This window comes from Streptomyces asiaticus (genome assembly GCF_018138715.1).
GTDB classification, from domain to species: Bacteria; Actinomycetota; Actinomycetes; order Streptomycetales; family Streptomycetaceae; genus Streptomyces; species Streptomyces asiaticus.
Genome location: NZ_JAGSHX010000006.1, coordinates 2,997,405 through 3,020,742, shown reverse-complemented (window position 1 = coordinate 3,020,742; position 23,338 = coordinate 2,997,405). Strand labels below are relative to the sequence as shown.

Genomic DNA, 23,338 nt, shown 5'->3' with positions numbered 1-23,338 from the left:
AGACACCATAAGAGTGGCCTCCGGTGGGGCGCCTGTGATCGTCAGCCCCCACCGTCATGCGACGACTCGAATCGCAAGGGGGCTAGGTGAGATCTATTTCTTCCCGGGAGCGCACGGCCCGTTCCAGACAGAGCACGGCCCGTTCCGGAAAACGCACGGCCCTGGGGCTGGCGGCGGCGCTGCCGTTGGTGGCCGGTGCGCTGGCGCTCGGCATACCCACGGCCCAGGCCGACTCCGCACCGCACGGCCGTGACACCCTGAACGGCACCAAGCCCGCCTGGGCGACGGCCCGTTCGGACCGCGGCGCGACCGATGACGGCAATAAGGTCAGCGCGCGCGTCTATCTGGCCGGCCGGGACGCCAAGGGGCTGGCCGACTACGCCAAGGCGGTGTCGGACCCCTCCTCGCCGGACTACGGCAAGCATCTGTCGGCCCGGCAGACCCAGGCACGTTTCGGACCGACACGGCAGCAGAAGGACACCGTGACCGCCTGGTTGAAGGACGCCGGGCTCGAGGTCACCGGAGGCAACCAGCACTATCTGTCGGTAACCGGCGAAGTCTCCGCCGCCGAGCGGGCGTTCGGCACCCAGTTGCACAACTACACCAAGGACGGCAAGGTCTACCGGGCGCCGTCGAACGCGGCCACCGTGCCCGCCTCGCTCCACGGCGCCGTGCTGACCGTCGTCGGCCTGGACAACGCCCCCAAGCGGGCCAAGCACGACGAGGCCCTCCCGCCCCCCGGACCGGTCTTCAAGAACGCCGGTCCGTTCTCCTCCTCCTACGGTTCCCGGACCGACCGGAGCCTGCCCTCGGCCTACGGCGCCAAGCAGCCGTACGCGATCAAGGGGTACACCGGCAAGCAGCTGCGCGCCGCCTACGGCGCCAAGAGCCGCAACACCGGTAAGGGCGTCACCGTGGCCATCACCGACGCCTTCGCCTCGCCCACCATCGCCGCGGACGCCGCCCAGTACGCCAAGCGCAACGGCGACCCGGGCTACCGCAAGGGCCAGTTGACGCAGGTGCTGCCGGCCGACTACCGGTACACCGAGGAGTGCGACGCCGGCGGCTGGTACGGCGAGGAGACCCTCGACGTCGAGGCGGTGCACGCGGTGGCGCCCGCGGCCGACATCGTCTACGTGGGCGGAGCCTCCTGCACCGACGACGATCTGCTCGACTCGCTCGCCAAGGTCGTCGACAACCGGCTGGCCGACATCGTCTCCAACTCCTGGGGCGATGTGGAGGCCAACGAGACGCCGGACGTGGCCGCCGCCTACGACCAGATCTTCCAGCAGGGCGCGGTCGAGGGCATCGGCTTCTACTTCTCCTCCGGTGACAACGGCGACAACGTGGCGTCCACCGGCACCAAGCAGGTCGACACCCCGGCCAACTCGGCGTGGGTGACGGCGGTCGGCGGCACCTCCCTGGCCGTCGGCAAGGGCGAGAAGTACCAGTGGGAGACCGGCTGGGGCACCACCAAGGCCACCCTCTCGGCCGACGGCACCGACTGGGGCGCGCTGCCCGGCGCGTACACCTCCGGCGCCGGAGGCGGCACCAGCAAGACCGTCGCCCAGCCCTTCTACCAGCGCGGTGTGGTGCCGGACGCGCTCGCCCTGGCAAACGGCGGCACGGCCAAGCAGCGGGTGACCCCGGACATCGCGGCCGTGGCCGACCCCAACACCGGCTTCCTGGTGGGCCAGACGCAGACCTTCCCGGACGGGTCGCTCCAGTACGGCGAGTACCGCATCGGCGGCACCTCGCTGGCCGCGCCCGTGATCGCCGGTGTGCAGGCGCTCGCCCAGCAGGCGCGCGGCGGCCAGCCGATCGGCTTCGCCAACCCCTCGCTGTACGACCGGTACGGCACCGCCTCGTACCACGATGTGACCGACCACCCGCTGGGCGCCGGTGTCTCGCTGGGCGTGGTCCGGGTCGACTACGTCAACAGCCACGACGACACCGACGGGCTGGTGACCTCGCTGCGCAGCCTCGGCCGGGACAGCTCGCTCCACGCGGTCGTGGGCTATGACGACGTGACCGGTGTGGGCACGCCCGCGGCCGGCTACCTCACCTCGTTCGGCGGACACCACCGCCGCTGAGCGCCCGGGGCCGAGCTCCTTACGGTTCGCACGAGGCTCCCGTTCCGTTCCGGGGCGGGAGCCCCGTCATGTCCGCCGCACTCACTTCGGCGTGGGCGGCGGCACCGTCGCGGAGGGGGTGGCGGCCGGACCGGCGCCGGGAGCGAGCGGGCTGGCCGCCGCCGACTGCGGCGAGTCCGGGTTGGCCAGCGCCGACGGCGCCGCCACACCGGCGCCCGGATCGATGGCGTCGGTCTGGAGCTCCGGATCCAGGGGCCGGCCCACGAGCTGGATGCCCGCCTCGTTCAGCGCCTTCTTGATCCGCCAGCGCAGTTCCCGCTCGACGCCGAGCGCCTTGCCGGGCATGGTCCGTGCCGACACCCGGACGATCATCGAGTCGAGATAGACCGCGTCGAGCCCCAGGACCTCGATCGGCTCCCAGAGCCGCTCGTTCCACGGCTCCTCCTTGGCCATGTCCACACCGACCTGCGAGATCACGGCCCGGACCTGCTCCAGATCCTCCTCGGCCCGGACCTGGACATCGAGCGCGGCCGTCGCCCAGCCCTGGCTGAGGTTGCCGATCCGCTTGACCTCGCCGTTGCGCACGTACCAGATCTCGCCGTTGTCCCCGCGCAGCTTGGTGACGCGCAGACCGACCTCGATCACCTCGCCCGAGGCCACCCCGGCGTCGACCGTGTCGCCGACCCCGTACTGGTCCTCGAGGATCATGAAGACACCGGAGAGGAAGTCGGTGACCAGATTGCGGGCGCCGAAACCGATCGCCACACCCGCGACCCCGGCGCTGGCGAGCAGCGGCGCCAGATTGATCTCCAGCGCGGAGAGGATCATCAGCCCCGCGGTGCCCATGATCAGGAACGAGGCCACGGAGCGCAGCACCGAGCCGATCGCCGCGGACCGCTGGCGCCGTCGCTCCACATTGACCAGCAGCCCGCCGAGCGCGGTGCCGTCGACGGCCTGGGCCGTGCGGTTCATGCGCTCTATCAGCTTGGTGATCGCCCGCCGGACGACGGAGCGGAGCACGAAGGCGATGATCAGGATCAGGGCTATGCGCAGCCCGATGCCGAGCCAGGTGGACCAGTTCTCCTCCACCCAACCCGCGGCGTTCGTGGCGCTCTTCTGCGCATCGTCGAGAGTCGTGGGACGAGGCGTCGAGTCAGCGGCCTGAGCAGCGGACCAGAACACAGCAGAAACCCTTCGTATGCGACATGCCCGCACGGATCGCCCGAGCGCGCAACCTCTCACACAGTAGCCGGGCGCGAGATGCGCCGTTCCTGTGTTCGAGAGCGCGCGAGCGCGGCCAGGGGGCGCATGTGAGCGGCTCCGGAGGCGGCAATTCCATCTTCTGCCCCGGCCGGGGACCGTGCGGCGGCACCGGCCGGAGCGGGCCGTGATTCTTGCCACTTCGCGGTGGTATCCCGCTCCCCGCGCACCTCGTGCGCAAGGTCGCCGGAACGCCGACAGGGCAGTGGTCAAGCGGTCGGTGTCGCCACCGCGTACGGAGGGTATACGTGCGGTACGCGGAAATGCCTCTCAACCGTTAACCCGGTGATAGTGGCGTTCCGGCCAGGGTTCAGGGGAAACTGGGGGAGATCGTCCCGGCGCGAGCCACGCGCCGCCGGCGTACAAGGAGGCCCCCGTGCCGCATGTCCTGGTCCTCAACGCGTCGTACGAGCCCCTCGGCGTCGTACCGCTCCGCCGCGCGCTCATACTCGTCCTCAATGACAAAGCCGTCAGCCTCGAGGACTCAGGCGCCCTGATGCACAGCGCGACCCGTGTGATCCCCGCACCCAGCGTCGTCCGGCTGAAGCGCTTTGTGCGGGTGCCCTTTCGCGGCCCCGTTCCGCTCACCCGCCGCGCCCTGTTCGCCCGTGACGGCGGCAGATGCGCCTACTGCGGTGGCGTCGCAACCAGCGTCGATCACGTCATCCCGCGCAGCCGTGGCGGGCAGCACACCTGGGAGAACGTGGTCGCCGCGTGCCGTCGCTGCAATCACGTCAAGGCAGACCGCCATGTCGCCGAGATCGGCTGGCGGCTGCGCCATCAACCCGCGCCGCCGTCGGGGCTCGCGTGGCGGATCATCGGCACGGGCCATAGGGACCCGCGCTGGCTGCCATACCTGCAAGCCTTCGGCGCGGAAGACGCCATGGCCCGGATCGACGGCAAATCTGCCTGAGAGACCGGGCCATTACTGTGTCTGCTCGCGGGAGCCCCCTGGGTCCTGTCCGGCGGATCTTCACGGACCCGTGAAGATCCGCCGGACAGGACCCAATCCTTCTGCGCCGCCTCAGCAGATCGGCGGAATGCGGCCGCGGTTCGGTGGCGCCCCGCAGGGGCGCGGGGCCGTGTCGACATGCGGCTCCGCCGCGTGGGCGCGACCAGCTACGACGGCGCCGCGGACGATCGACGGCAGGTCAGGGCACTTCCAGCGGAGCGCCTAGTCCTTCCGCACCGCGTAGGCGGCGACCGACCAGAGGGAGTAGCCGAAGCGGGTGGCGCGCTCGACGCCCTGGACGCGGATGAACCGGGTGTCCGGGGCGTCCATGCCGATCGACTCCAGGCCGCCCTTCCCGTGGGTCACCGTCGCCGCGTCGCGCCAGGTGCGGCCGTCCTTGGAGACCTGGACGCGGTAGCGGGCGGCGTACGCGTCCTGCCAGGTCAGCTCCAGACGGCCGATCCGGGCCGGGTGGGCCAGCTCCAGCTGGAGCCAGGCGCCGTCCTCGGCCGGGGAGGACCAGCGGGTGTCCGCCTTGCCGTCGATCGCGGCGGACGCCGGGAAATCGGCGGTCTCATCGCCGGACGAGGTCGCCTTCGTGCCCTCCGCGCGGGCCAGGTCCGGGCCGCCGGTGTGCGGATGCGCCCTCAACGTCAGCATGCGCTCCTCGGACCCGAAGCGGACCGGGAGGGAGTAGCTGCCCGGCTTGGTGCCCTTGGCCACGGATATCTCCAGCCGGGCGGTCGCCGTACCGCCGCGCGGGGCCGTCACCCCGTCGGGGGCGCGGACGGTGATGCCGCGCGGCGCCTTCACCGTGAGGTCGCCGTTCACATCGCCGGGGCGGTGGGAGACCAGCTGGGCCTCGACCACGGCCGCGTCGCCGCCTATCTGCGCGTCCGCCGTCTCGTGGGACAGCGTGAGCCCGGCGTCCGGGGTGTCGCCGAACCAGGGCGTGATCTCGTGCACGGCCGGCGGGGTGGTGCCCTCCGGCCAGCTGAGCCGGATCGCGTCCGCCGACAGGTTCTTGTCCCCGTCCGCCGCCCTGACCTGGGTGAACCCGCTGCCGGAGAGGGCGCCGATGCGGCGCCAGCCCGCACCGGGGACATGCGCCTCGACGGTGCCCGGCGCGGCGTCCTGGACCCGTGCGGTGAGCGCGGAGACGGAGGCGAGCGGACGGCTGCGGCCGAAGCGCACGGTGACCGGGCGGCCGGGCGAGGACACCTCGGTGGCCGCCTTACCGTCGGCAGCCGCGCGGTCCTCCTCGCCGGTCCGCAGCCCCAGCTTCGGGGTCCGGTCCACGCCCGACCAGGCGTCCGCCCGGACCAGGGCCTTGGCGAGGAAGGGGTCGAGGACGCCCTTGCCGACCGTGACCCGGCTGTCCCCGATCCGCTCGCGCAGCGCCTCCACCGCGAGCTGGGCCTTCCAGGCGGCCGCCCCGTCGCCGCGCGCCTGGGCGGTGAGCATGTCCACGGCCCGCACCCCCGCGTCGCCGTACCGGCTCAGCTGGTCGAGCCAGGGCCGAACATCGTCGCCCAGCGTGCGGGCGAGCCGCTCGGGGGCGTCACGCATCGTCGTGAAGGCCGCGCGCAGCCGGTCGGCCGCGCGCTCCAGCCGCTCCACGTCCGTGCCGCCCAGGGCCGTCCAGAACGCGTCGATGAGCGGGCGCAGATACGCGGACTCGTCGCCGCCGAGCACCGAGGAGGCGTCGTTCCCGGCGAGGGCGCGCAGGGCGGCGCGGGTCTTGGCGTCGGGCCCGGCGAGGTCGTCGATGGCCGCCTGCCAGGACTCCTGGGGGCGGTAACCGCGCGGGTTCCAGGCGAAGTCGGCGGCGGTGAACAGCGGGATCCGGGAGGCGGTCGGCTGCTCCATGGCGTTGGCCAGCAGCGCCGCGGACTGGGTGGCCACCGCCGGGTCGCGGCCGGTGTACGGGCCGAGGAAGATCCGGTCCTGCGCCCAGTCGTTGACCGGGTAGTTGTCCATGGTCACCAGGCGGTGGCCGAACGCCGACCGGGCACCGGCCAGCTCACCGCCGGTGATGGTCCTGGGCACCACCCCGACCCCGGTCCAGGCGACCTCCACGCGCTGGTCGAGCGCCCCGGACAGCGCGCGCCGGAACTCGGTGTCGCCGTCCTGGTAGTACTCGGTCGGCATCAGGGACAGCGGAGCCGAGCCGGGGTAGCGCTCGGCCAGGTGGCGGGCGAGGGCGTCGGCCACCTTGGCCTGCGCGGTGGCGGCGGCCTCCGGGCCGGAGCCGAATTCATCGGCGTCGGCGCCGCAGTGCCACTCGCTGTAGCTGACGTCCTGGAACTGGAGCTGGAAGGAGCGCACCCCGAGCGCCCACATGGCGTCGACCTTGCGCAGCAGCGCCTTGAGGTCCTTCGAGGAGGAGAAGCACATCTCCTGGCCGGGGGAGACCGCCCAGCCGAGGGTCACATGGTTGGCCCGGGCGCGGGCGGCCAGCTCGCGGAACTCCTCGCGCCGCTCGGCGGGGTAGGGGTCGCGCCAGCGGGCCTGCCGGTAGGCGTCGTCGCCGGGCGCGTAGAGATAGCGGTTCTGCTTGGTGCGGCCCATGAAGTCGAGCTGGGCCAGCCGGTCGCGGTGCGACCACGGGGAGCCGTAGAACCCCTCCGTCGTCCCCCTTACGGCTGTCGCGGGCCAGTCGCGGATGGTCACCCCGGCGAAGGCCGAGCCCCGGCCCTCCCGCTTCACCAGCAGCTGGCGCAGGGTCTGGACGGCGTGGAAGAGCCCGTCCGGACCGACGCCGGACAGCGCGACCGTGGGGTGCCCGTCCACCGGACCCGTGGCCAGGAGATAGCCGCCGGAGGGGAGGTCGCCGCGCTCGGGCGCGCGCAGGGCGCGCAGCGCGTTCGTGGCGCCCTTACCGCCGACATGCACCACCAGCCCGCGCGCCGGGGCCTTGCCACCGGGCGTGGCCTCGTTGACGGTGCGCACCCCGGCGTCGTGCAGCAGGCCGCGCAGCGCGTCCAGGGCGTACGGATCGGCGTCGCCGTCGGCTATGAGCGTGGCCTCGTCCCCCAGGGCCACCTCCGGCCCCTGCGCCCGCAGCGACTGGGGGCGCGGCCATACGGGCGGTATGCCCTCGCTGCTGTCGCGCTGCGGTGTGGTGGCGCCCGGGGCGCCGTGGTCCACCGGTGCCGCGGTGGCCGCCGGGGCACCGCCGAGCAGCCCCCCGATGACCGCGGCGGCCATGGCCGTCGCGCCCGCTGCCCTGGGCCTCTTCCCCCCGAACTGCACGGGCCTCTCCTCGATCCAGATAGCCGGTCCCGGTGAATATGGCGCCGATAGGCGTGAGCCCACCACCAGGCCGGTGAGGGTGTCAACGCGAACGTCCGAAGTGTCGGCATTGCCGCGTGCGCCGCGCCTCGGGCGCCTGGCGCCGGGCCACGGGCGGCCCGCGCCGGGCGCGGCACGCCCGGCGCAAGTCTGACGGATGAAGGGCGGTCCTGTTCGTAAACTCTGTGCCCCCGACCCCTTCACGCAGTGAAATCGCCGCCCAGAAGGGATGTGACCTACAGCACGTCCGGGGGGCGTTTACGTCTGCGCCCGTTCGGAGTGGGTAGAGCTCGGGATGACCCACTGCCGACAACCCCACGGAGGTCCGTGTGGCCGCGTCAGCTCAACTCCTGCTTTCCGCCCTGTCCAAACCCGGCCCCGAGGCGTCCAGCGAACCGGATCCCTTCGACGGGGTCTCCGACCCCGACTGCGGACTGTGCGGCCTGGACGGCTTCGGGTCCGGAAGCGCCACCGAGGCGCCCCTCACCAGTGAGCCTCCGCTCGCCGACAACATCCCCCTGACCAGCGAGCCTCCGCTCGCCGCCGAACTTCCCCTGACGAGTGAGCCGACCGCCGTCCTCTCCGGCGCGGGCGCGGGCTGCGAGCCGATGGAGTACTGATGGGCAGAGCGCGGCTCGCCGAGCTGCACGGTGTCGCCACCTCCTACGACCCCGCCCCGGGCCGCACCGTCCAGGTGCCCGAGGACACCGTGGTCGCCGTGCTCGCCGCGCTCGGCGTGGACGCCTCGACCCCCCGATCCGTACGCGAAGCGTTGGACCGGCATGACGCCCGGCGGCGCGACCGGCTGCTGCCCCCCTGTGTGGTGCTGCGCCCCGGCAAGGCGCCCCGGCTGAGCCTGCCCGAGGGCACGGCGCTGCGGGTGCGCCCCGAGGACGACGCACCGCACCCGTGGGGGCGGGCGGCCGACGGGTCCTTACCGGCCGATGGCCCCCTTACCGCGCTCGCCGCGCTGCCGCCCGGCGCCCACACCCTGCTCGCCGAGGCCCCCGACGGCCGCCGCGCCACCGCCCCCCTCATCGTGGCCCCCGACCGGATGCCGCTGTCCCCGGTCCGCAGCCACGGCTTCCTGGTGCAGCTCTACTCGCTGCTCTCCGCACGCTCCTGGGGCATGGGCGACCTCGGTGACCTGGCCGATCTGGCCGCCTGGTCGGGGCGGGCGCTCGGCGCCGGCTTCGTCCAGATCAACCCGCTGCACGCCGCCGTGCCCGGCACCCCGGCCGCGCCCACCGACCCCTCGCCGTACCGCCCCTCCTCGCGGCGCTTCCCCGACCCGGTCCATCTGCGGATCGAGGACGTGCCCGAATACGCCCATCTGCGCGGCCGCGCCCGTGAGCGGGCCGATCAGCTGCTGGAGGCCGCCGCCGCCCTCCGTACCGCCGTCCTGCGCGAGGGCGCCCTCATCGACCGGGACGCCGTCTGGGGCCTCAAGCGCGAGGCGCTGGAGCTGGTGCGGACGGTTCCGCTCAGCCCCGGCCGCCGCGCCGCCTACTGCGACTTCCTCGCCGAGCGCGGCCAGGCCCTGGAGGACCACGCCCTGTGGTGCGCGCTCGCCGAGACCCACGGCCCCGAATGGCGCGCCTGGCCCGACGGCCTGGCCGATCCGCGCTCGGCGGGCACCGCCCGGGCGCGGGCCGAGCACCTGGACCGCACCGACTTCCACTGCTGGCTGGCCTGGCTCACCGACACCCAGCTGGCCGCCGCCCAGCGCGCCGCGCGCGAGGCGGGCATGGGCATCGGCCTCGTCCACGATCTGGCGGTCGGGGTCCATCCCTCGGGCGCCGACGCCTGGGCGCTCCAGGACGTCTTCGCCTCCGGCATGTCGATCGGGGCGCCCCCGGACGCCTTCAACTCCCGGGGCCAGGACTGGGGCCTGCCGCCGTGGCGCCCGGACGCCCTCGCGGCCACCGGCTACGCCCCCTACCGCGATCTGCTGAGGGGCCTCTTACGGCACGCGGGCGCGCTCCGTATCGACCATGTGATGGGCCTCTTCCGGCTGTGGTGGGTGCCGGAGGGGCGGGAGCCGACCGAGGGCTGTTACGTCCGCTACGACGCGGAGGCGATGCTCGGCGCGCTCGCCCTGGAGGCGCACCGGGCCGGGGCGGTCGTCATAGGGGAGGACCTGGGGACGGTCGAGCCCGGTGTGCGGGAGGAGCTGGAGCGGCGTGGGGTGCTGGGCACCTCGGTGATGTGGTTCGAGCGGAACTACGACGGGGCGGGCGCCGCGCGGCCGCTGGCGCCGGAGGAGTGGCGGGCGGACTGCCTGGCCACCGTGACGACCCACGATCTGCCGAGCACGGCCGCCCGGCTCACCGGCGACCATGTCGAGCTCCGCCACCGGCTGGGCCTGCTGAGCCGCCCCCTCGCCGAGGAGCGGGCGGCGGACGCGGTCGAGGTCGCCGAGTGGCTGGGGCTGCTGGGGCGGCTCGGGCTGCTGCCGGAGGGGCCGGGCGACGAGGAGGCGGCGGTCAAGGCCGTCCACCGCTTTCTGCTGCGCACCCCGGCGAAGATGGTGGGCGTCTGGCTGCCGGACGCGGTGGGGGACCGCAGACCGCAGAATCTGCCGGGCACCTGGGATCAGTACCCCAACTGGCGGCTGCCGATCGCCGATGCCGAGGGGCGCCCGATGTCCCTGGAGGAGCTGGTCGCCTCGCCGCGGCTGCGGGCGCTGATGGACGAGGTGGCCCTGCTGGCGCCTCGTCCCTCCGGTGCCCCCGCTTCCTAGCCGCTCCGGGGTGTCGGGCGGTTCGTGACGCCTGCGGCGGACCACGCGGCGGAGCCGCATGTCGATGCTTCCCCCCTCCCCGCCCCTTCCCACAACTGGGGCTCCGCCCCAGCCCCCGGACCGGGGCTCTGCCCCGGGCCCCGGACGGGGCTCCGCCCCCAGCCCCCGGAGTGGGGCTCTGGCCCGGGCTCCGGACGGGGCTCCGCCCCAGCCCCCGGAGTGGGGCTCTGGCCCGGGCTCCGGAGTGGGGCTTTGCCCCAGCCCCCGGAATGGGGCTCCGCCCCCCTGGCTCGGAGCAGGGCTCTGCCGCTCCAGATCCCGGAGCGGGGCTCTGGCCCAGATCTCGGAGAGGGGCTCCGCCCCGGGCCCCGGAGCGGCGCTTTGCCCCGGGCCCCGGAGTGGGCTCTGCCGCCCCAGCCCCCGGACCGGGGCTCCGCCCCAGACCCCCGGGGTGCGGGGGCGGAGCCCCTGCCGCGCCGTGGACGTTTCGTAGTGTCTGCCCCACCCCATAGGTGGGACCTCTGCCGTGCGCAGTCTCCCCAGGACGCCTCTCTTCTGGCAGGCTGTCATGGACACCGCCATAGAGATCCGATCAATGCCGATCGGAGACCTGGAGGGGACCATGGCCCGACCTCTGGACGGAACGCCCGGCACCCGCGGCACCCGCGGAACCCGTGGACGGCGGCGTGCGCTGCTCGCGCTCCGCGCCCTCGCCCTGGCCGCCCTCGCGGCCGCCGCCGTCCCTCCCGCCCCCGCGGAGGCCGCCGCGCAGGCCCCCGGGCGGGCCGCCGCGCGGGCCGGATGCGAGGGGCCCATCACCCCCGCCCCGCAGCAGATCGTCGAGGACTGCGACACCCCCGCCCGCATCGTCGACAAGGCCGCCCACACCGTCCCCACCCCCGGGCAACGGGCCTGGCAGCAGCGCGAGATCACCGCCTTCACCCACTTCGGCATGAACACCATGACCGGCCGCCAGTGGGGCTCCGGAGCCGAGGACGAGAAGCTCTTCGACCCGCCTGAGCTCGCCATGGACCAGTGGATGCGGGCGTACAAGGCCGCCGGTGCCAAGCAGGTCATGCTCACCGCCAAGCACCACGACGGCTTCGTGCTCTACCCGAGCCGCTACACCGACCACGATGTCGAGGCCAGCCCCTGGTGGACGAAGGGCCCCGGCGGCCGGAACCCCGACGGCGATGTCCTGGGCGCGTACGTCAAGGCCGCCCGTAAGGCGGGACTCAAGGTCGGCGTCTATCTCTCGCCCGCGGACGGCGCCGAGCTGCCGCACGCCTGGCACGCCCAGTGGGTCGAGAAGATCCGCGAGAAGCAGCAGAACGGCGAGGAGCTGTCACTGCCCGAGCGGATGGCCCTGGAGGACGGCGACCGCGCGCCCGCCGGTCAGGGCCGCTACGGCAACGGCAGCAAGCCCACCGAGCGCACCATCCCCACCCTCGTCCCCGGTGACGACCGGGCGGACAAGGTCGCCTCCGGCGCGCTGCCCAGCTTCCGCTTCGCCGCCGACGACTACGACGCGTACTACCTCAACCAGATCTACGAGATCCTGACGCAGTACGGCCCCGTCGACGAGTTCTGGCTGGACGGCGCCAACCCCTGGGGCGGTGCGGGCGTGACCCAGCACTACAACGTCAGGAACTGGTTCGAGCTGATCCACGCGCTCTCCCCGAATTCGGTGATCTTCCAGGGCGCCCAGGGCGTGCGCTGGGTGGGCAACGAGGACGGCGTCGCCCGGGAGACCGAGTGGTCGGTGACCCCGTCCGCGGTCGACCCGTGGACCGTCATCGGCGGCGGGCTGCCCAATGACTCCACCGACGCCGACATCGGCTCGCGCGCGAAGCTGACCGCGCCGGGCGTGCGCTATCTCCAGTGGTACCCGGCCGAGGCCGATGTCTCGATCCGCCCCGGCTGGTTCCATGACCCCGCGGAGCGGCCCAAGACCCCGGACCAGCTGATGTCGCTGTACGAGCGCAGCGTGGGCCGCAACGCCTCGCTGCTGCTCAACGCGGGGCCCGCCAAGAACGGCCGGATCGACGACGCCGACATGGCCTCCCTTACGGCCTTCGGCAAGGCCGTAAGGACGACATACGGCACCGGCTCCCGGCCGACGACCGGCCATCCGGTGACCTTCGACCGGGTGCGGCTCGGCGAGGACATCCGCCAGGGGCAGCGGGTGGAGGAGTTCACCGTGCAGGCCCGGGTGGCGGGAACCTGGCGGGACATCGCGTCCGGGACGACCATCGGGGCCCGGCGGATCCTTCCGCTTGCCGCGCCCGTCACCGCGGACGGGCTGCGGATACGCGTCCTCGCCTCCCGCGCCGCGCCACGGCTGCTGCCGCCCACGGTCCACCTCAGCGAGGCGGGCCGCCGCTGAGCCGGCGATCCCGGGGGCTGTGTCATGGTCATCACAGCACCGTGTTAAGGCCACCCCGGGCACGCGGCGCCGGGGGGCGTCGGATAACTTGAGTCCGTGAGCAACAAGGTCAAAAAGAACGCCGTGCGCGCCGGTGCAGTCATCGCCGCGACGACGGCGATGCTGCTGATGTCGTCCCCCGCGTTCGCGCTCACCCGCGACGACGGTGACGACCCGGGTCCGGGCCTGAGTGTCGCCGAGACACTGGGCCTCTATGTCGCTGCTCCGATCATCCTGTTCCTGGTGATCGCGGGTCTGGTGATGGCGGGAGACAGGAAGTCCCGTAAGCAGACCGACTGACGCGATCCATCGACGAAGCGCGCACGCCGCTGCGGAGCGCCCCGGCCATCCGGCCGGGGCGCTTTTGTGTGTGCGGGGCGAATCGCTTTCCGGCCCCGTCCCCGCCGCGCCCCGTCCCCGCCGCGCCTCGTCCCCGCCGCGCCCCGCCGCGCCCCGTCCCGTCGGCCCGGATCGCCAAGTGGGGGCGTGTCACGCCGAGTTCACCGCGTGCCATCCACCCGCCCTGGCCTGTTTATTTTCGCTTTAACCTACGGTGGCGTAACCTACGGGGCCGTAGGTATAGCCCGTCGCCCCCGTCCCCTGGAGCCCCCACCGTGACACTCGCCCCTACCCACCGCCACGGTCAGGCCGTCTGGAGCGATACCCAGCTCCTGTACGCACTCGAAGAGGTCGTCGAGACCGAGCTCAACCGGCATCTGAAGGTCGCCAAGGAGTGGATGCCGCACGAGTACGTCCCGTGGAGCGACGGCCGGAACTTCGACGGGATCATGGACGGTGAGGCATGGGCGCCCGACCAGTCCAAGGTCAGCCAGGTCGGCCGGATAGCGCTCGTGGTCAACCTCCTCACCGAGGACAACCTCCCCAGCTACCACCACGAGATCGCGACCCTCTTCGGCCGGGACGGCGCCTGGGGCACCTGGGTGCACCGCTGGACGGCGGAGGAGGGGCGCCACGGCATCGTGATGCGCGACTACCTGCTGACCAGCCGCGCCGTCGACCCGGTGCAGCTGGAGCGGTTCCGCATGGAGCACATGTGCGAGGGCTTCGAATCGGACAACCAGCACAGCATGCTGCACACCGTGGCGTACGTCGCCTTCCAGGAGCTGGCCACCCGCATCTCGCACCGCAACACCGGCCATCACTCCGGCGACCCGGTCTGCGACCGGATGCTGGCGCGCATCGCCACCGATGAGAACCTGCACATGATCTTCTACCGGAACCTGCTCGGGAAGGCGTTCGAGCTGGCCCCCGACCAGACCATGGGCGCCGTCCGCGATGTGGTGGTCAACTTCCGGATGCCGGGTCACGGCATGCCCGGCTTCGAGCGCGCCGCCGCCCAGATCGCCATCGGCGGCATCTACAACCTGCGCATCCACCACGACGACGTCCTCCAGCCGGTGCTGCGCTTCCTGAAGGTCCTGGAGATCGGCGGGCTGGGCCCTGAGGGGCTCAAGGCGCAGGAGGAACTGGGGCTCTACATGGGCGGACTGGACGACCAGGCCACCAAGTTCGACGAGCGGCGCGAGGCGCTGCTGGCCCGTCGCAGGGCCCGTGCCGAACGGGCGTGATCACTCTGGCACCATCGGGTGATGGTCGAACATTCATCGCAAGATGCGGCGGTGGATCCGGAAGCCGACGCGGCCCGGCTGAGGGCCGCGGCGGCGGCCGGTAAGCCGGGCGCGTACCGGGCCTACGCCGAACTCCTCACCGGCCGGGGCCGTTTGGACGAGGCCCTGCCCTGGTGGGCCAGGGCTGCCGACGCCGGGGACGCGGAAGCCTCGCGCACGCTCGCGATCTGCCATAAGGACCGCGGCGAGTTCGCCGAGGCCGAGCGGTGGTACCGCACGGCCGCCGATCGCGACGGCGGCTGTGCGTTCGGTCTGGCCCGGCTGCTCCAGGAGGCCGGTGACACGGCCGGCGCCGAGCGGTGGTACGAGCACGGGGCCGCGCTCGGCAGCGTCGAGTGCAAGACCAACGGCGCCGTGCTGCTGGCCGCGCGTGGCGAATGGGACACGGCGCTCGCGCGGCTGGCCGAGGCGTCCGCCGAGGGTGACGACGTCGCCTCCCACAGCCGCCGGGCCATCCAGAGCATGCTCAGGGACCTGGACGGCTGGCGCGCGGCCCTCGCCCTCGCGGAGGCCGAGGGCGACCCCGAGGAGGCGTACGAGGCGCTGCGCGAACTGCTCGACCCGGAGCGCAGGGCGATGTTCGAGCGCTACCCCCGGATGGTCGCGGAGGCCGAGGCGCTGTACGCCCGTGCGGCCGCGGTCGGCGGCGCCAAGGCGCTGGTGGACCAGGCCCTCTTCATCGCCCGCGACGACAGCCGCTGGACCGAGGCCCGCGCCCTCGTCGAACGCGCCCATGAGCGGGGCTACGACGGCGCGGCGTACGTCCTCGGCGTCTGGGCGGAGGAGAACGGCGAGCTGCGCACCGCCGAGGAGTGGTACCGCACGGCCGACGAGGCGGACGGCGGCCATATGTGGGCCTGCTTCAACCTCGGGGTGCTGTGTGTGCGGCAGCGGCGGCTGGCGGAGGCGGAGCGGTGGCTGCGGGCGGCGGGGGTCGACGGGGTCGAGGACAGCTTCGACGAGGGCTTCGACGAGGGCTTCGACGCGAGTGAGGAGCGGATCGCCGCGGCGCTTCGCGACATCGTCGCGATCCGGGCCGACCCCGAGCGGATGCCGCCCGCCGAGTGGGAGGAGCGGCTGCCCGGGCTGCGGGGTCGCGCCGAGGAGGGCGGCCCGGACGCCTGGTTCGCGTACGCCGACGCGCTGGACCGGCTGTACCGGCTCCCGGAGGCCGCCGAGTGGTACCGCAAGGCGGGCACCCCGCGCGCCCTGCTCGCCCTCGGGCGGATGCTGTACGAAGGGGGCGGCGCCAAGGGGCTGCGGATGGTGCCGTACTACGAGCCCGCGGCGGCGGAGGGCGACGCCGGTGCGGCGTATGACATCGGCCGGATCTATGACGAGGCCCGGGACCGGCGCACCGCCCAGATCTGGTTCCGCCGGGCGGCCGACCTGGGGCATGGGCGCGCCGCGTGGTGGCTGGGCTGGACGTCGGAGGAGCGCGGCGGGGATCCGCAGCACGCCGAGCGCTGGTATGTCCGCGCCGCGCGCAGAGGTCTCGTTCCGCCCGCGTTTCTCGCGGGGCGGAGCATGGTGCGGCGGGGGGCGTGTGCGGAGGCGGAGCCGCTGTTGAGGATGGCGTGTGAGGGGGAGCATGCGGAGGCGCCGTACTGGCTGGCGGAAGCGTTGCGGGGGCTGGGGCGTGCGGAGGAGGCGGAACGTTGGCTCCGGGTTGCCGCGTCGGCGTACCCGGACCTCCTCCACCAATACGGCGAAATGGCCCGCCTAGCATTACGAGACCCTGGGTGAACCGGTTTGTGGGCAATCGTTCCGCCAGGGGGCACCTCCCAGCGGTAGCTGGGGGAGGAACGGGTGGGCACAAACCGGCCACCGGCCGGTACCCGGCAACGAAACGTTGACCAAGTCAGACCGGTGCGACCTGAGCCATCGCTCCCGGGTGCCGCCCGGTGGGCGGGTTGTGCCCACCCGTCCCGCCCCAGCGGAACGCGTTGCCCACAACCAGGAACGCGTTGCCCACAACAAGGTTTCGCGGCGCCGTGCGGGGCGCATGGCCTCGCACGGCGCCGCACCCGGTCAGCCCGCCGCCGCGTCCGCGGCTTGCGCGCGGAGTGCGCGGTCGATGCCTGCCCGCGACTCCGTCACCAGACGCCTCAGCGCCGCCGTCGGCTCGGCGGACGCGAGCCACGCGTCCGTGGCGTCCAGGGTCTCCGGCGAGACCTGGAGCGCCGGGTACAGGCCCACCACGATCTGCTGCGCCATCTCATGGCTGCGGCTGTTCCAGACGTCCTTCGCCACCGCGAAGTACTTCTCCGCGTACGGCGCCAGCAGCTCCCGCTGATCGGTCTGGATGAAGCCGCCGATCACGGCTTCCTGCACCGCGTTCGGCAGCTTGTCGCTCTCCACGACCGACGCCCACGCCTCCGCCTTGGCCTGCGGCGTCGGCCGCGCGGCCCGCGCCGTCGCGGCGTGCCGCTCGCCCGCGGAGGTCTTGTCGCGCTCCAGCTCCGCCGCGATGGCGGCCTCGTCCGCCCGCCCCGTGGCGGCGAGCCGCTCCAGCAGCGCCCAGCGCAGCTCGGTGTCGATGGTCAGGCCCTCGATCGTCTCGGTGCCCTCGAGCAGCCCGGAGACCAGGTCCAGCTGGGCGTCGGTGCGGGCGGTCGCGGTGAAGGCACGCGCCCAGGCCAGCTGGTGGTCGCTGCCCGGCGCCGCCGCCCGCAGGTGGTCCAGCGTGGCCTCGGTCCACTGGGCCAGGCCCGTCTCACGCCAGTCCGGCGCCGCGTACAGGTCCAGGGCCAGCTTCACCTGGCGGTGCAGCGACTGGACGACGCCGATGTCCGACTCCTTGGCGATGCCCGAGAGCACCAGCGCGAGGTAGTCGCGGGTGGCCAGCTCGCCGTCGCGGACCATGTCCCAGGCCGAGGCCCAGGAGAGCGCGCGCGGCAGCGACTCCTCGAAGTCGCCCAGGTGCTCGGTGACCACGGCCAGCGAGTCCGGGTCCAGCCGGACCTTCGCGTAGGTGAGGTCGTCGTCGTTGAGCAGGATCACCGCGGAGCGCTTCGTGCCGATCAGCTGCGGTACCTCGGTCAGCTCGCCGTCCACGTCCAGCTCGATGCGCTCGGAGCGGATCAGCTTGCCGGTCGGGTTCAGGTCGTAGAGCCCGATGGCGATGCGGTGCGGCCGCAGCGTCGGCTCGCCCTTGGCGCCCGGCGGGAGCGCCGGGGCCTCCTGCCGCACCGCGAAGGAGGTCACCGTGCCGCTCGCGTCCGTCTCGATCTCCGGCCGCAGCACATTGATGCCCGCCGTCTCCAGCCACTGCTTGGACCAGGTCTTCAGATCGCGCCCGCTGGTCTCCTCCAGCGCGCCGAGCAGGTCCGACAGCCGGGTGTTCTGGTAGGCGTGGCGCTTGAAGTACGCCTGGACGCCACGGAAGAACTCGTCCATCCCGACGTACGCGACCAGCTGCTTGAGCACCGAGGCGCCCTTGGCGTACGTGATCCCGTCGAAGTTGACCAGGACGTCGTCCAGGTCGTTGATCTCGGCCATGATCGGGTGGGTGGACGGCAGCTGGTCCTGCCGGTAGGCCCAGGTCTTCATGGAGTTGGCGAAGGTGGTCCACGAGTGCGGCCACCTGCTGCCCGGCGCATGGGCCTGGCAGGCGATCGAGGTGTAGGTGGCGAACGACTCGTTCAGCCACAGGTCGTTCCACCACTCCATGGTGACCAGGTCGCCGAACCACATATGGGCCAGCTCGTGGAGGATGGTCTCGGCGCGCGTCTCGTACGCCGCGTCCGTCACCTTGGAGCGGAAGACGTACTGGTCGCGGATGGTCACCGCGCCCGCGTTCTCCATCGCGCCCGCGTTGAACTCCGGCACGAACAGCTGGTCGTACTTGGCGAACGGGTACGCGTAGTCGAACTTCTCCTCGAACCACGCGAAGCCCTGCCGCGTCACCGCGAAGATCGCGTCCGAGTCGAGGTACTCCGCGAGCGAGGGACGGCAGTAGATGCCCAGCGGCACCGAGCGGCCGTCCTTCTCGTAGGAGCTGTGCACGCTGTGGTACGGGCCGACGATCAGCGCGGTGATGTACGTGGAGATGCGCGGGGTCGGCTCGAACCGCCAGACGTTGTCCTTCGGCTCCGGCGTCGGCGAGTTGGAGATCACCGTCCAGCCCTCGGGCGCCGTCACGGTGAACTGGAACGTGCCCTTCAGGTCGGGCTGCTCGAAGCTGGCGAACACCCGGCGGGCGTCGGGCACCTCGAACTGGGTGTAGAGGTACGCCTGCTGGTCGACCGGGTCGACAAAGCGATGCAGCCCCTCACCGGTGTTGGTGTACGCGCAGTCCGCGACCACCCGCAGCTCGTTGCGCCCGGCCAGCAGCCCCGGCAGGGCGATCCGCGAGTCCTTGAAGACCTCGTTCGGGTCGAGCGCCTCGCCGTTCAGCACCACCTCGTGCACCGTGGGCGCCACCAGGTCGATGAACGACTCCGCGCCCGACTCGGCGGCGTCGAAGCGCACCGTGGTCACGGAGCGGTAGGTGCCGCCCTCCTGGGCGCCGCTCAGGTCCAGTTCGATCTCGTACGCGTCCACCGTGAGGAGGCGCGCCCGCTGCTGCGCTTCCTCCCTTGTGAGGTTGGTGCCAGGCACGTCGGCTAACTCCCGTTCGTCATGTGCGGTACGCCATGCGTCAGGCGGATGGCCATCCTCGCACGTCGGACGGTCAGTGCCGGTAGACATTTCGTCCCCCCGGGGGAGCGGCCGCCGGACCGCTCCCCGCCGGGCCGGGACGCGGGCGTCAGGCCAGGTCGGCCGCCACCAGCTCGGCGATCTGCACCGCGTTCAGCGCCGCGCCCTTGCGCAGGTTGTCGTTGGAGAGGAACAGCGCGAGACCGTGCTCGACCGTCTCGTCCACCCGGATCCGGCCCACATAGCTGGGGTCCTGGCCCGCCGCCTGGAGGGGGGTCGGGATCTCCGAGAGCGCCACGCCCGGGGCCGCGGCCAGCAGCTCATAGGCGCGCTCCACGCTGATCGGACGCTCGAAGCGGAGGTTCACCTGGAGCGAGTGGCCGGTGAAGACGGGGACCCGGACACAGGTGCCGGACACCTTCAGCTCCGGGATCTCCAGGATCTTGCGGCTCTCATTGCGGAGCTTCTGCTCCTCGTCGGTCTCGAACCGGCCGTCGTCGACGATCTTCCCGGCCATCGGGAGCACATTGAACGCGATCGGGCGGGCGTAGACCCCGGGCTCGGGGAAGTCCACCGCCGCGCCGTCGTGGGTCAGCTCGGCCGCGCGGTCGGCGGTCTTGCGGATCTGGCCGTCGAGCTCGGCCACGCCGGAAAGACCGGAGCCGGAGACGGCCTGGTAGGTGGTGGCCACCAGGGCGGTGAGCCCGGCCTCGGCGTGCAGCGGGCGCAGCACCGGCATGGCGGCCATCGTGGTGCAGTTCGGGTTGGCGATGATCCCCTTGGGGCGGTCCACCGCGGCGTGCGGGTTGACCTCGGCCACGACCAGCGGCACCTCGGGGTCCATCCGCCAGGCCGAGGAGTTGTCGATCACGACCGGGCCCTGGGCGGCGACCTTCTCGGCCAGCGCCTTGGAGGTGGCGCCGCCCGCGGAGAACAGGACGATGTCCAGACCGGAGTAGTCGGCCGTGGCGGCGTCCTCGACGGTGATCTCGGTGCCGCGCCACGGGAGCGTCCGGCCGGCCGAGCGGGCGGAGGCGAACAGCCGCAGCTGCTCGGCCGGGAAATCACGCTCGGCGAGCACCCTGCGCATCACTCCGCCGACCTGGCCGGTCGCTCCGACGATTCCGATCCTCATATCAGCCCTTTTCCTTGGTTGTGCCTGTTCGAGGCGCCTACCCTCCTGCCAAGTGTCTCAGGCGGGTCCGTTACCGTCCCGTGATTCATCCCACGGCGAGGGCGGTTCCCGGATATGGCGGGGGCGGTTCCCAGATCTGATGAACGCCGAGTGAGCGGAAGAATTCCTGTTCACAAGGGCGCGATGACCGTTTGCTGCCGCCAAGATCCACGTGTGGAGATCGGCGACCCGCGTTGCCGTCTCGTTCACTCCCAAGCCATCCCCGATGCCAACGATCCGAGGTGAGGGCAGCGTCGCTGCCCGCCCGTCACCGCGTGTCCACTCGGGGAGATCGCGCATGTCCCGCATACGGTCCGTACGGTCCGCCGCAGCTGCCGTCGCCACCCTCGACCGGCGCACCTTCCTCGCCGCCGCCACCGCCACCGGTGCCACGGCCGGCCTGGGAATCGCCTTCGGTCCCGGCAGCGGCTCGGCCGGTGCCTCGCAGCCCGCCACCGCACACGCCGCGGGCCGCCGGGTGGTGCAGGCCCCGGCGGCGCCCTCGACGGCCGGTACGACGCTGGAGACGTTCTCGGCCGCACACGGCGCCACCGGCTACCGGCGACTCGCCGACGGCCCCGCCTGGGCCCGCGAGGTCCGCACCGAGATCACCGGCGCCAAGGGCGGCCGCGAGGACCGGCGCACCGCGCTCGCCTCGTTCGTCCAGCTCACGGATCTGCATCTGACCGACGTCCAGCACCCGATGCGCTACGAGTTCCTCCGCTCGGGGCGCGCCGGGGCATGGCGGCCGCACGAGGCGCTGACCATCGCCGGGGTCGCCTCGCTCATCGAGCGGATCAACGGACTGCGCGGCGGACCGGCCACCGGGGCGCCGCTGTCGTTCGTCATGACCACCGGCGACAACACCGACAACAACGCCAAGATCGAGCTGGACTGGTTCCTGACCGCCATGAACGGCGGCCGGATCACCCCCAACACCGGCGATCCGCGCCGCTACGAGGGCGTCCAGAACAGCGGGCTCAAGGAGTTCTGGCACCCGGAGGAGGCGCTGCGCGACGCCGACAAGAAGGTCGGCTTCCCGCGCATCGACGGCTTCCTCGAGGCCGCGCTGCGCACTGTCAACAGCCCGGGGCTGCGGCTGCCGTGGTACTCCACCATCGGCAACCACGACGATCTGGCGGGCGGTGTCTACTCGCTCGGCCACGACTACTACGCGGACTTCGCCACCGGGAAGCGCAAGCTGGAGATCATCCCGGCCGATGACGCCGAGCGGCTCTTCAAGGGCACGCGCGTCGGGGGCGACCCCAAGGGCGTCCAGATGAAGGCGCTGCTGGACGCGCACGCCAAGGACATGCGCACGGTCACCCCCGATGAGCGCCGCGCGCCCTTCACCCAGACGGAGTACCTGGCCGCGCACCTCGACCCGGCCGCCACCGGCTCCGGTCCGGTCGGCCACGGCTACACCAAGGCCAACCTCGAGCAGGGCACGCTCTACTACTCGTTCCGGATCTCCGAGAACATGATCGGCATCAGCCTGGACACCACCGACCCGGGCGGTCACTACACCGGTTCGCTCGGCACCGCCCAACTGCGCTGGCTGGAACGGACGCTGAAGGCCCACAAGGACGACTACGTGATCGTCTTCAGCCACCACTACAGCCGCAGCCTGGACAACATGAACCACGACCCGGGCCGCCCGGGCGAGGCCCGGCACGGCGGGGACGAGATCGTCGCCCTCTTCCAGCGCCACCCCAAGGTGCTGGCCTGGATCAACGGCCACAGCCACAAGAACGAGATCACCCCGCGCGGCACCTTCTGGGAGATCACCACCGCCTCGCATGTGGACTTCCCCCAGCTGGCCCGGGTGTTCGAGGTCGTGGACAACCACGACGGCACGATCTCCCTGTTCACCACGCTCATCGAGTCGGCGGCGCCGCACCGTACGGACTTCTCGGACCTGTCCCAGACCGGTCTCGCGGCCCTCTACCGCGAGCTGTCCTTCAACGCGCCCGGCGCCAGCCAGAAGCTGGCCGGCGACTCGACGGACCGCAACACCGAGCTGCTGCTGCGCAAGCCCTGAGCCGCCCGGCGGGCGCCTCAGCGCGGCAGGACCACCACATAGGGGGCCGGTTCGCGGTCGGCCGCCGCGATCAGGGCGGTACGGACCACCGCGGCCTGCTCCTCCGGTGACTCCCGCAGCTTCTTCGGGGTCATGCGCACGACCGTGATCCCGAGCCGCTCCAGGTGCTCGCGCTTGCGGCCGAAACCGCCGCGCCAGAGCTCCTCGTCCTGGCGCGGCGCCCGGGCGTCGATCTCCACCGCCACCGCCTGCTCACGCCAGTAGGCGTCCACCCCGCCGAGGGCGGGCCCGCCGGGGAGCCGCAGCTCCACGTTCCACAGCGGCTCGGGCAGATGGTGGCCGCGCACCATGTCGTACAGCCGTCCCTCGGCGATCGCCCGGCCCTCGGCGAGCAGCGCGTCCACGGCGTCCACGACATGCGGCCGGGACAGCATCCGGGCCGAGTTCAGCTCCGCGACCACCGCCGCGGCCTCGCAGTGGCCGTGGCGCACGGACTCGGTGAGCAGCCTGCGGACCAGTACGGCGTCGGTGAGCCGGGCGACGGCGTCGGCGAGGGCGCGGGCCACCGGGGCGGTGGGCACCCCCGCGAGGTACTGGGGGGCGGGCAGGGTGCCGGCCCGGACGAAGCGGACGAAGCCGGTGGCGCGCAGCCGCCGGGTGCGCGGCACCAGGACGTCGATGTGGTCGAGGGAGGCCAGCGGGGGAGCGGAGGAGAAGTGGCGCAGGGCGAGCGCCGCCAACCCGGTGATCATCGCCTCGCCGCCCGGCTCGCCGCCGCCCGGCGCCGACCCGTCGGCCCCCTGGCCACGGCTCGCGGTGTACAGCAGCGCGGCCAGCAGCCGCTCCTCGCTGGTCGCCGGGCCCGGGTGGAGCAGATGGACGCCCGGCAGGATCTGCTGCCAGGGCCCGCCGACCCGGCAGCGCTCGGCGGCGACGGACGCGGTCACACCGTGCTCGCGCAGCTGACGTGTCGTCAGGACCCGGCGCTGGACGTCCGAGAGGTGGTGGAGGGGGCGGGGGGACAGCGGCGTGTTGTGGCTCATGCCACCGCCATTCCCGCGCCCGC

General features: G+C 72.6%; 14 protein-coding genes. 9 read left to right on the top strand and 5 right to left on the bottom strand.

Going from position 1 to position 23,338, the window contains the following annotated elements; translation table 11 throughout:
* The first annotated feature begins 167 nt into the window (after positions 1-167).
* Positions 168-2,093: a S53 family peptidase gene (locus KHP12_RS20600; protein ID WP_208653222.1), complete on the top strand. Its 1,926-nt coding sequence runs from the start codon at positions 168-170 to the stop codon at positions 2,091-2,093.
* Between the two features lie 81 nt (positions 2,094-2,174).
* On the opposite strand, the gene KHP12_RS20595 is transcribed toward KHP12_RS20600, so the two are convergent.
* Positions 2,175-3,275 carry a mechanosensitive ion channel family protein gene (locus KHP12_RS20595; protein WP_086885255.1) on the bottom strand — a complete coding sequence of 367 codons (1,101 nt, stop codon included), beginning with the start codon at positions 3,273-3,275 and terminating at the stop codon, positions 2,175-2,177.
* Positions 3,276-3,729: 454 nt separating this feature from the next.
* Between KHP12_RS20595 and KHP12_RS20590 the strand changes: the two genes are divergently transcribed.
* Positions 3,730-4,266, top strand: a complete 537-nt coding sequence (locus KHP12_RS20590; protein WP_037945869.1) for an HNH endonuclease — start codon at positions 3,730-3,732, stop codon at positions 4,264-4,266.
* Positions 4,267-4,527: 261 nt separating this feature from the next.
* Here KHP12_RS20590 and KHP12_RS20585 read toward each other — a convergent pair whose 3' ends face one another.
* Positions 4,528-7,515, bottom strand: coding sequence for a glycoside hydrolase family 84 protein (locus KHP12_RS20585; RefSeq protein WP_211834885.1), 2,988 nt, complete (start codon positions 7,513-7,515; stop codon positions 4,528-4,530).
* 413 nt (positions 7,516-7,928) lie between these two features.
* Here KHP12_RS20585 and KHP12_RS20580 point away from each other — a divergent pair, with 413 nt between their 5' ends.
* From KHP12_RS20580 to KHP12_RS20555, 6 genes are all read left to right on the top strand, one after another.
* Positions 7,929-8,219 carry a hypothetical protein gene (locus KHP12_RS20580; RefSeq protein ID WP_086885257.1) on the top strand — a complete coding sequence of 97 codons (291 nt, stop codon included), beginning with the start codon at positions 7,929-7,931 and terminating at the stop codon, positions 8,217-8,219.
* Positions 8,219-10,342: a 4-alpha-glucanotransferase gene (gene malQ / locus KHP12_RS20575; RefSeq protein ID WP_211833380.1), complete on the top strand. Its 2,124-nt coding sequence runs from the start codon at positions 8,219-8,221 to the stop codon at positions 10,340-10,342. Before KHP12_RS20580 ends, malQ begins: the two co-directional genes overlap by 1 nt.
* Before the next feature lie 622 nt (positions 10,343-10,964).
* Entirely contained in the window at positions 10,965-12,728 is a 1,764-nt protein-coding gene (locus KHP12_RS20570; protein ID WP_210609278.1) for an alpha-L-fucosidase, read from the top strand.
* A gap of 96 nt (positions 12,729-12,824) precedes the next feature.
* Positions 12,825-13,067: a hypothetical protein gene (locus tag KHP12_RS20565; protein ID WP_014060726.1), complete on the top strand. Its 243-nt coding sequence runs from the start codon at positions 12,825-12,827 to the stop codon at positions 13,065-13,067.
* A 314-nt stretch (positions 13,068-13,381) separates the two neighbouring features.
* Positions 13,382-14,356 (top strand): acyl-ACP desaturase, encoded by a 975-nt coding sequence (locus tag KHP12_RS20560; RefSeq protein WP_210609277.1) that lies wholly within the window; start codon positions 13,382-13,384, stop codon positions 14,354-14,356.
* 51 nt (positions 14,357-14,407) lie between these two features.
* On the top strand, positions 14,408-16,162 hold the full coding sequence (locus KHP12_RS20555; protein WP_244203452.1) for an SEL1-like repeat protein: 1,755 nt from the start codon (positions 14,408-14,410) through the stop codon (positions 16,160-16,162).
* 285 nt (positions 16,163-16,447) lie between these two features.
* Here KHP12_RS20555 and pepN read toward each other — a convergent pair whose 3' ends face one another.
* Together pepN and KHP12_RS20545 are read right to left on the bottom strand one after the other, a co-directional pair.
* The gene (gene pepN / locus KHP12_RS20550; RefSeq protein WP_086879852.1) at positions 16,448-19,018 is read right to left on the bottom strand and encodes an aminopeptidase N; all 2,571 of its coding nucleotides are present in this window, start codon (positions 19,016-19,018) and stop codon (positions 16,448-16,450) included.
* Positions 19,019-19,166: 148 nt separating this feature from the next.
* Entirely contained in the window at positions 19,167-20,192 is a 1,026-nt protein-coding gene (locus tag KHP12_RS20545) for an aspartate-semialdehyde dehydrogenase (protein ID WP_086879853.1), read from the bottom strand.
* Between the two features lie 337 nt (positions 20,193-20,529).
* Here KHP12_RS20545 and KHP12_RS20540 point away from each other — a divergent pair, with 337 nt between their 5' ends.
* On the top strand, positions 20,530-22,272 hold the full coding sequence (locus tag KHP12_RS20540) for a TIGR03767 family metallophosphoesterase (RefSeq protein ID WP_086879854.1): 1,743 nt from the start codon (positions 20,530-20,532) through the stop codon (positions 22,270-22,272).
* Between the two features lie 17 nt (positions 22,273-22,289).
* Here the strand turns inward: KHP12_RS20540 and KHP12_RS20535 are convergent, their stop codons facing one another.
* Positions 22,290-23,315: a hypothetical protein gene (locus KHP12_RS20535; RefSeq protein WP_086879855.1), complete on the bottom strand. Its 1,026-nt coding sequence runs from the start codon at positions 23,313-23,315 to the stop codon at positions 22,290-22,292.
* Between the last annotated feature and the right edge of the window lie 23 nt (positions 23,316-23,338).

What these genes read in the sequence shown, in the direction of transcription:
- KHP12_RS20570 (WP_210609278.1), top strand. Translation starts at nt 10,965, where the DNA reads ATGGCCCGACCTCTGGACGGAACGCCCGGCACCCGCGGCACCCGCGGA.
- KHP12_RS20540 (WP_086879854.1), top strand. Translation starts at nt 20,530, where the DNA reads ATGTCCCGCATACGGTCCGTACGGTCCGCCGCAGCTGCCGTCGCCACC.
- KHP12_RS20535 (WP_086879855.1), bottom strand. Translation starts at nt 23,315, where the DNA reads ATGAGCCACAACACGCCGCTGTCCCCCCGCCCCCTCCACCACCTCTCG.
- KHP12_RS20545 (WP_086879853.1), bottom strand. Translation starts at nt 20,192, where the DNA reads ATGAGGATCGGAATCGTCGGAGCGACCGGCCAGGTCGGCGGAGTGATG.
- KHP12_RS20585 (WP_211834885.1), bottom strand. Translation starts at nt 7,515, where the DNA reads ATGGCCGCCGCGGTCATCGGGGGGCTGCTCGGCGGTGCCCCGGCGGCC.
- malQ (WP_211833380.1), top strand. Translation starts at nt 8,219, where the DNA reads ATGGGCAGAGCGCGGCTCGCCGAGCTGCACGGTGTCGCCACCTCCTAC.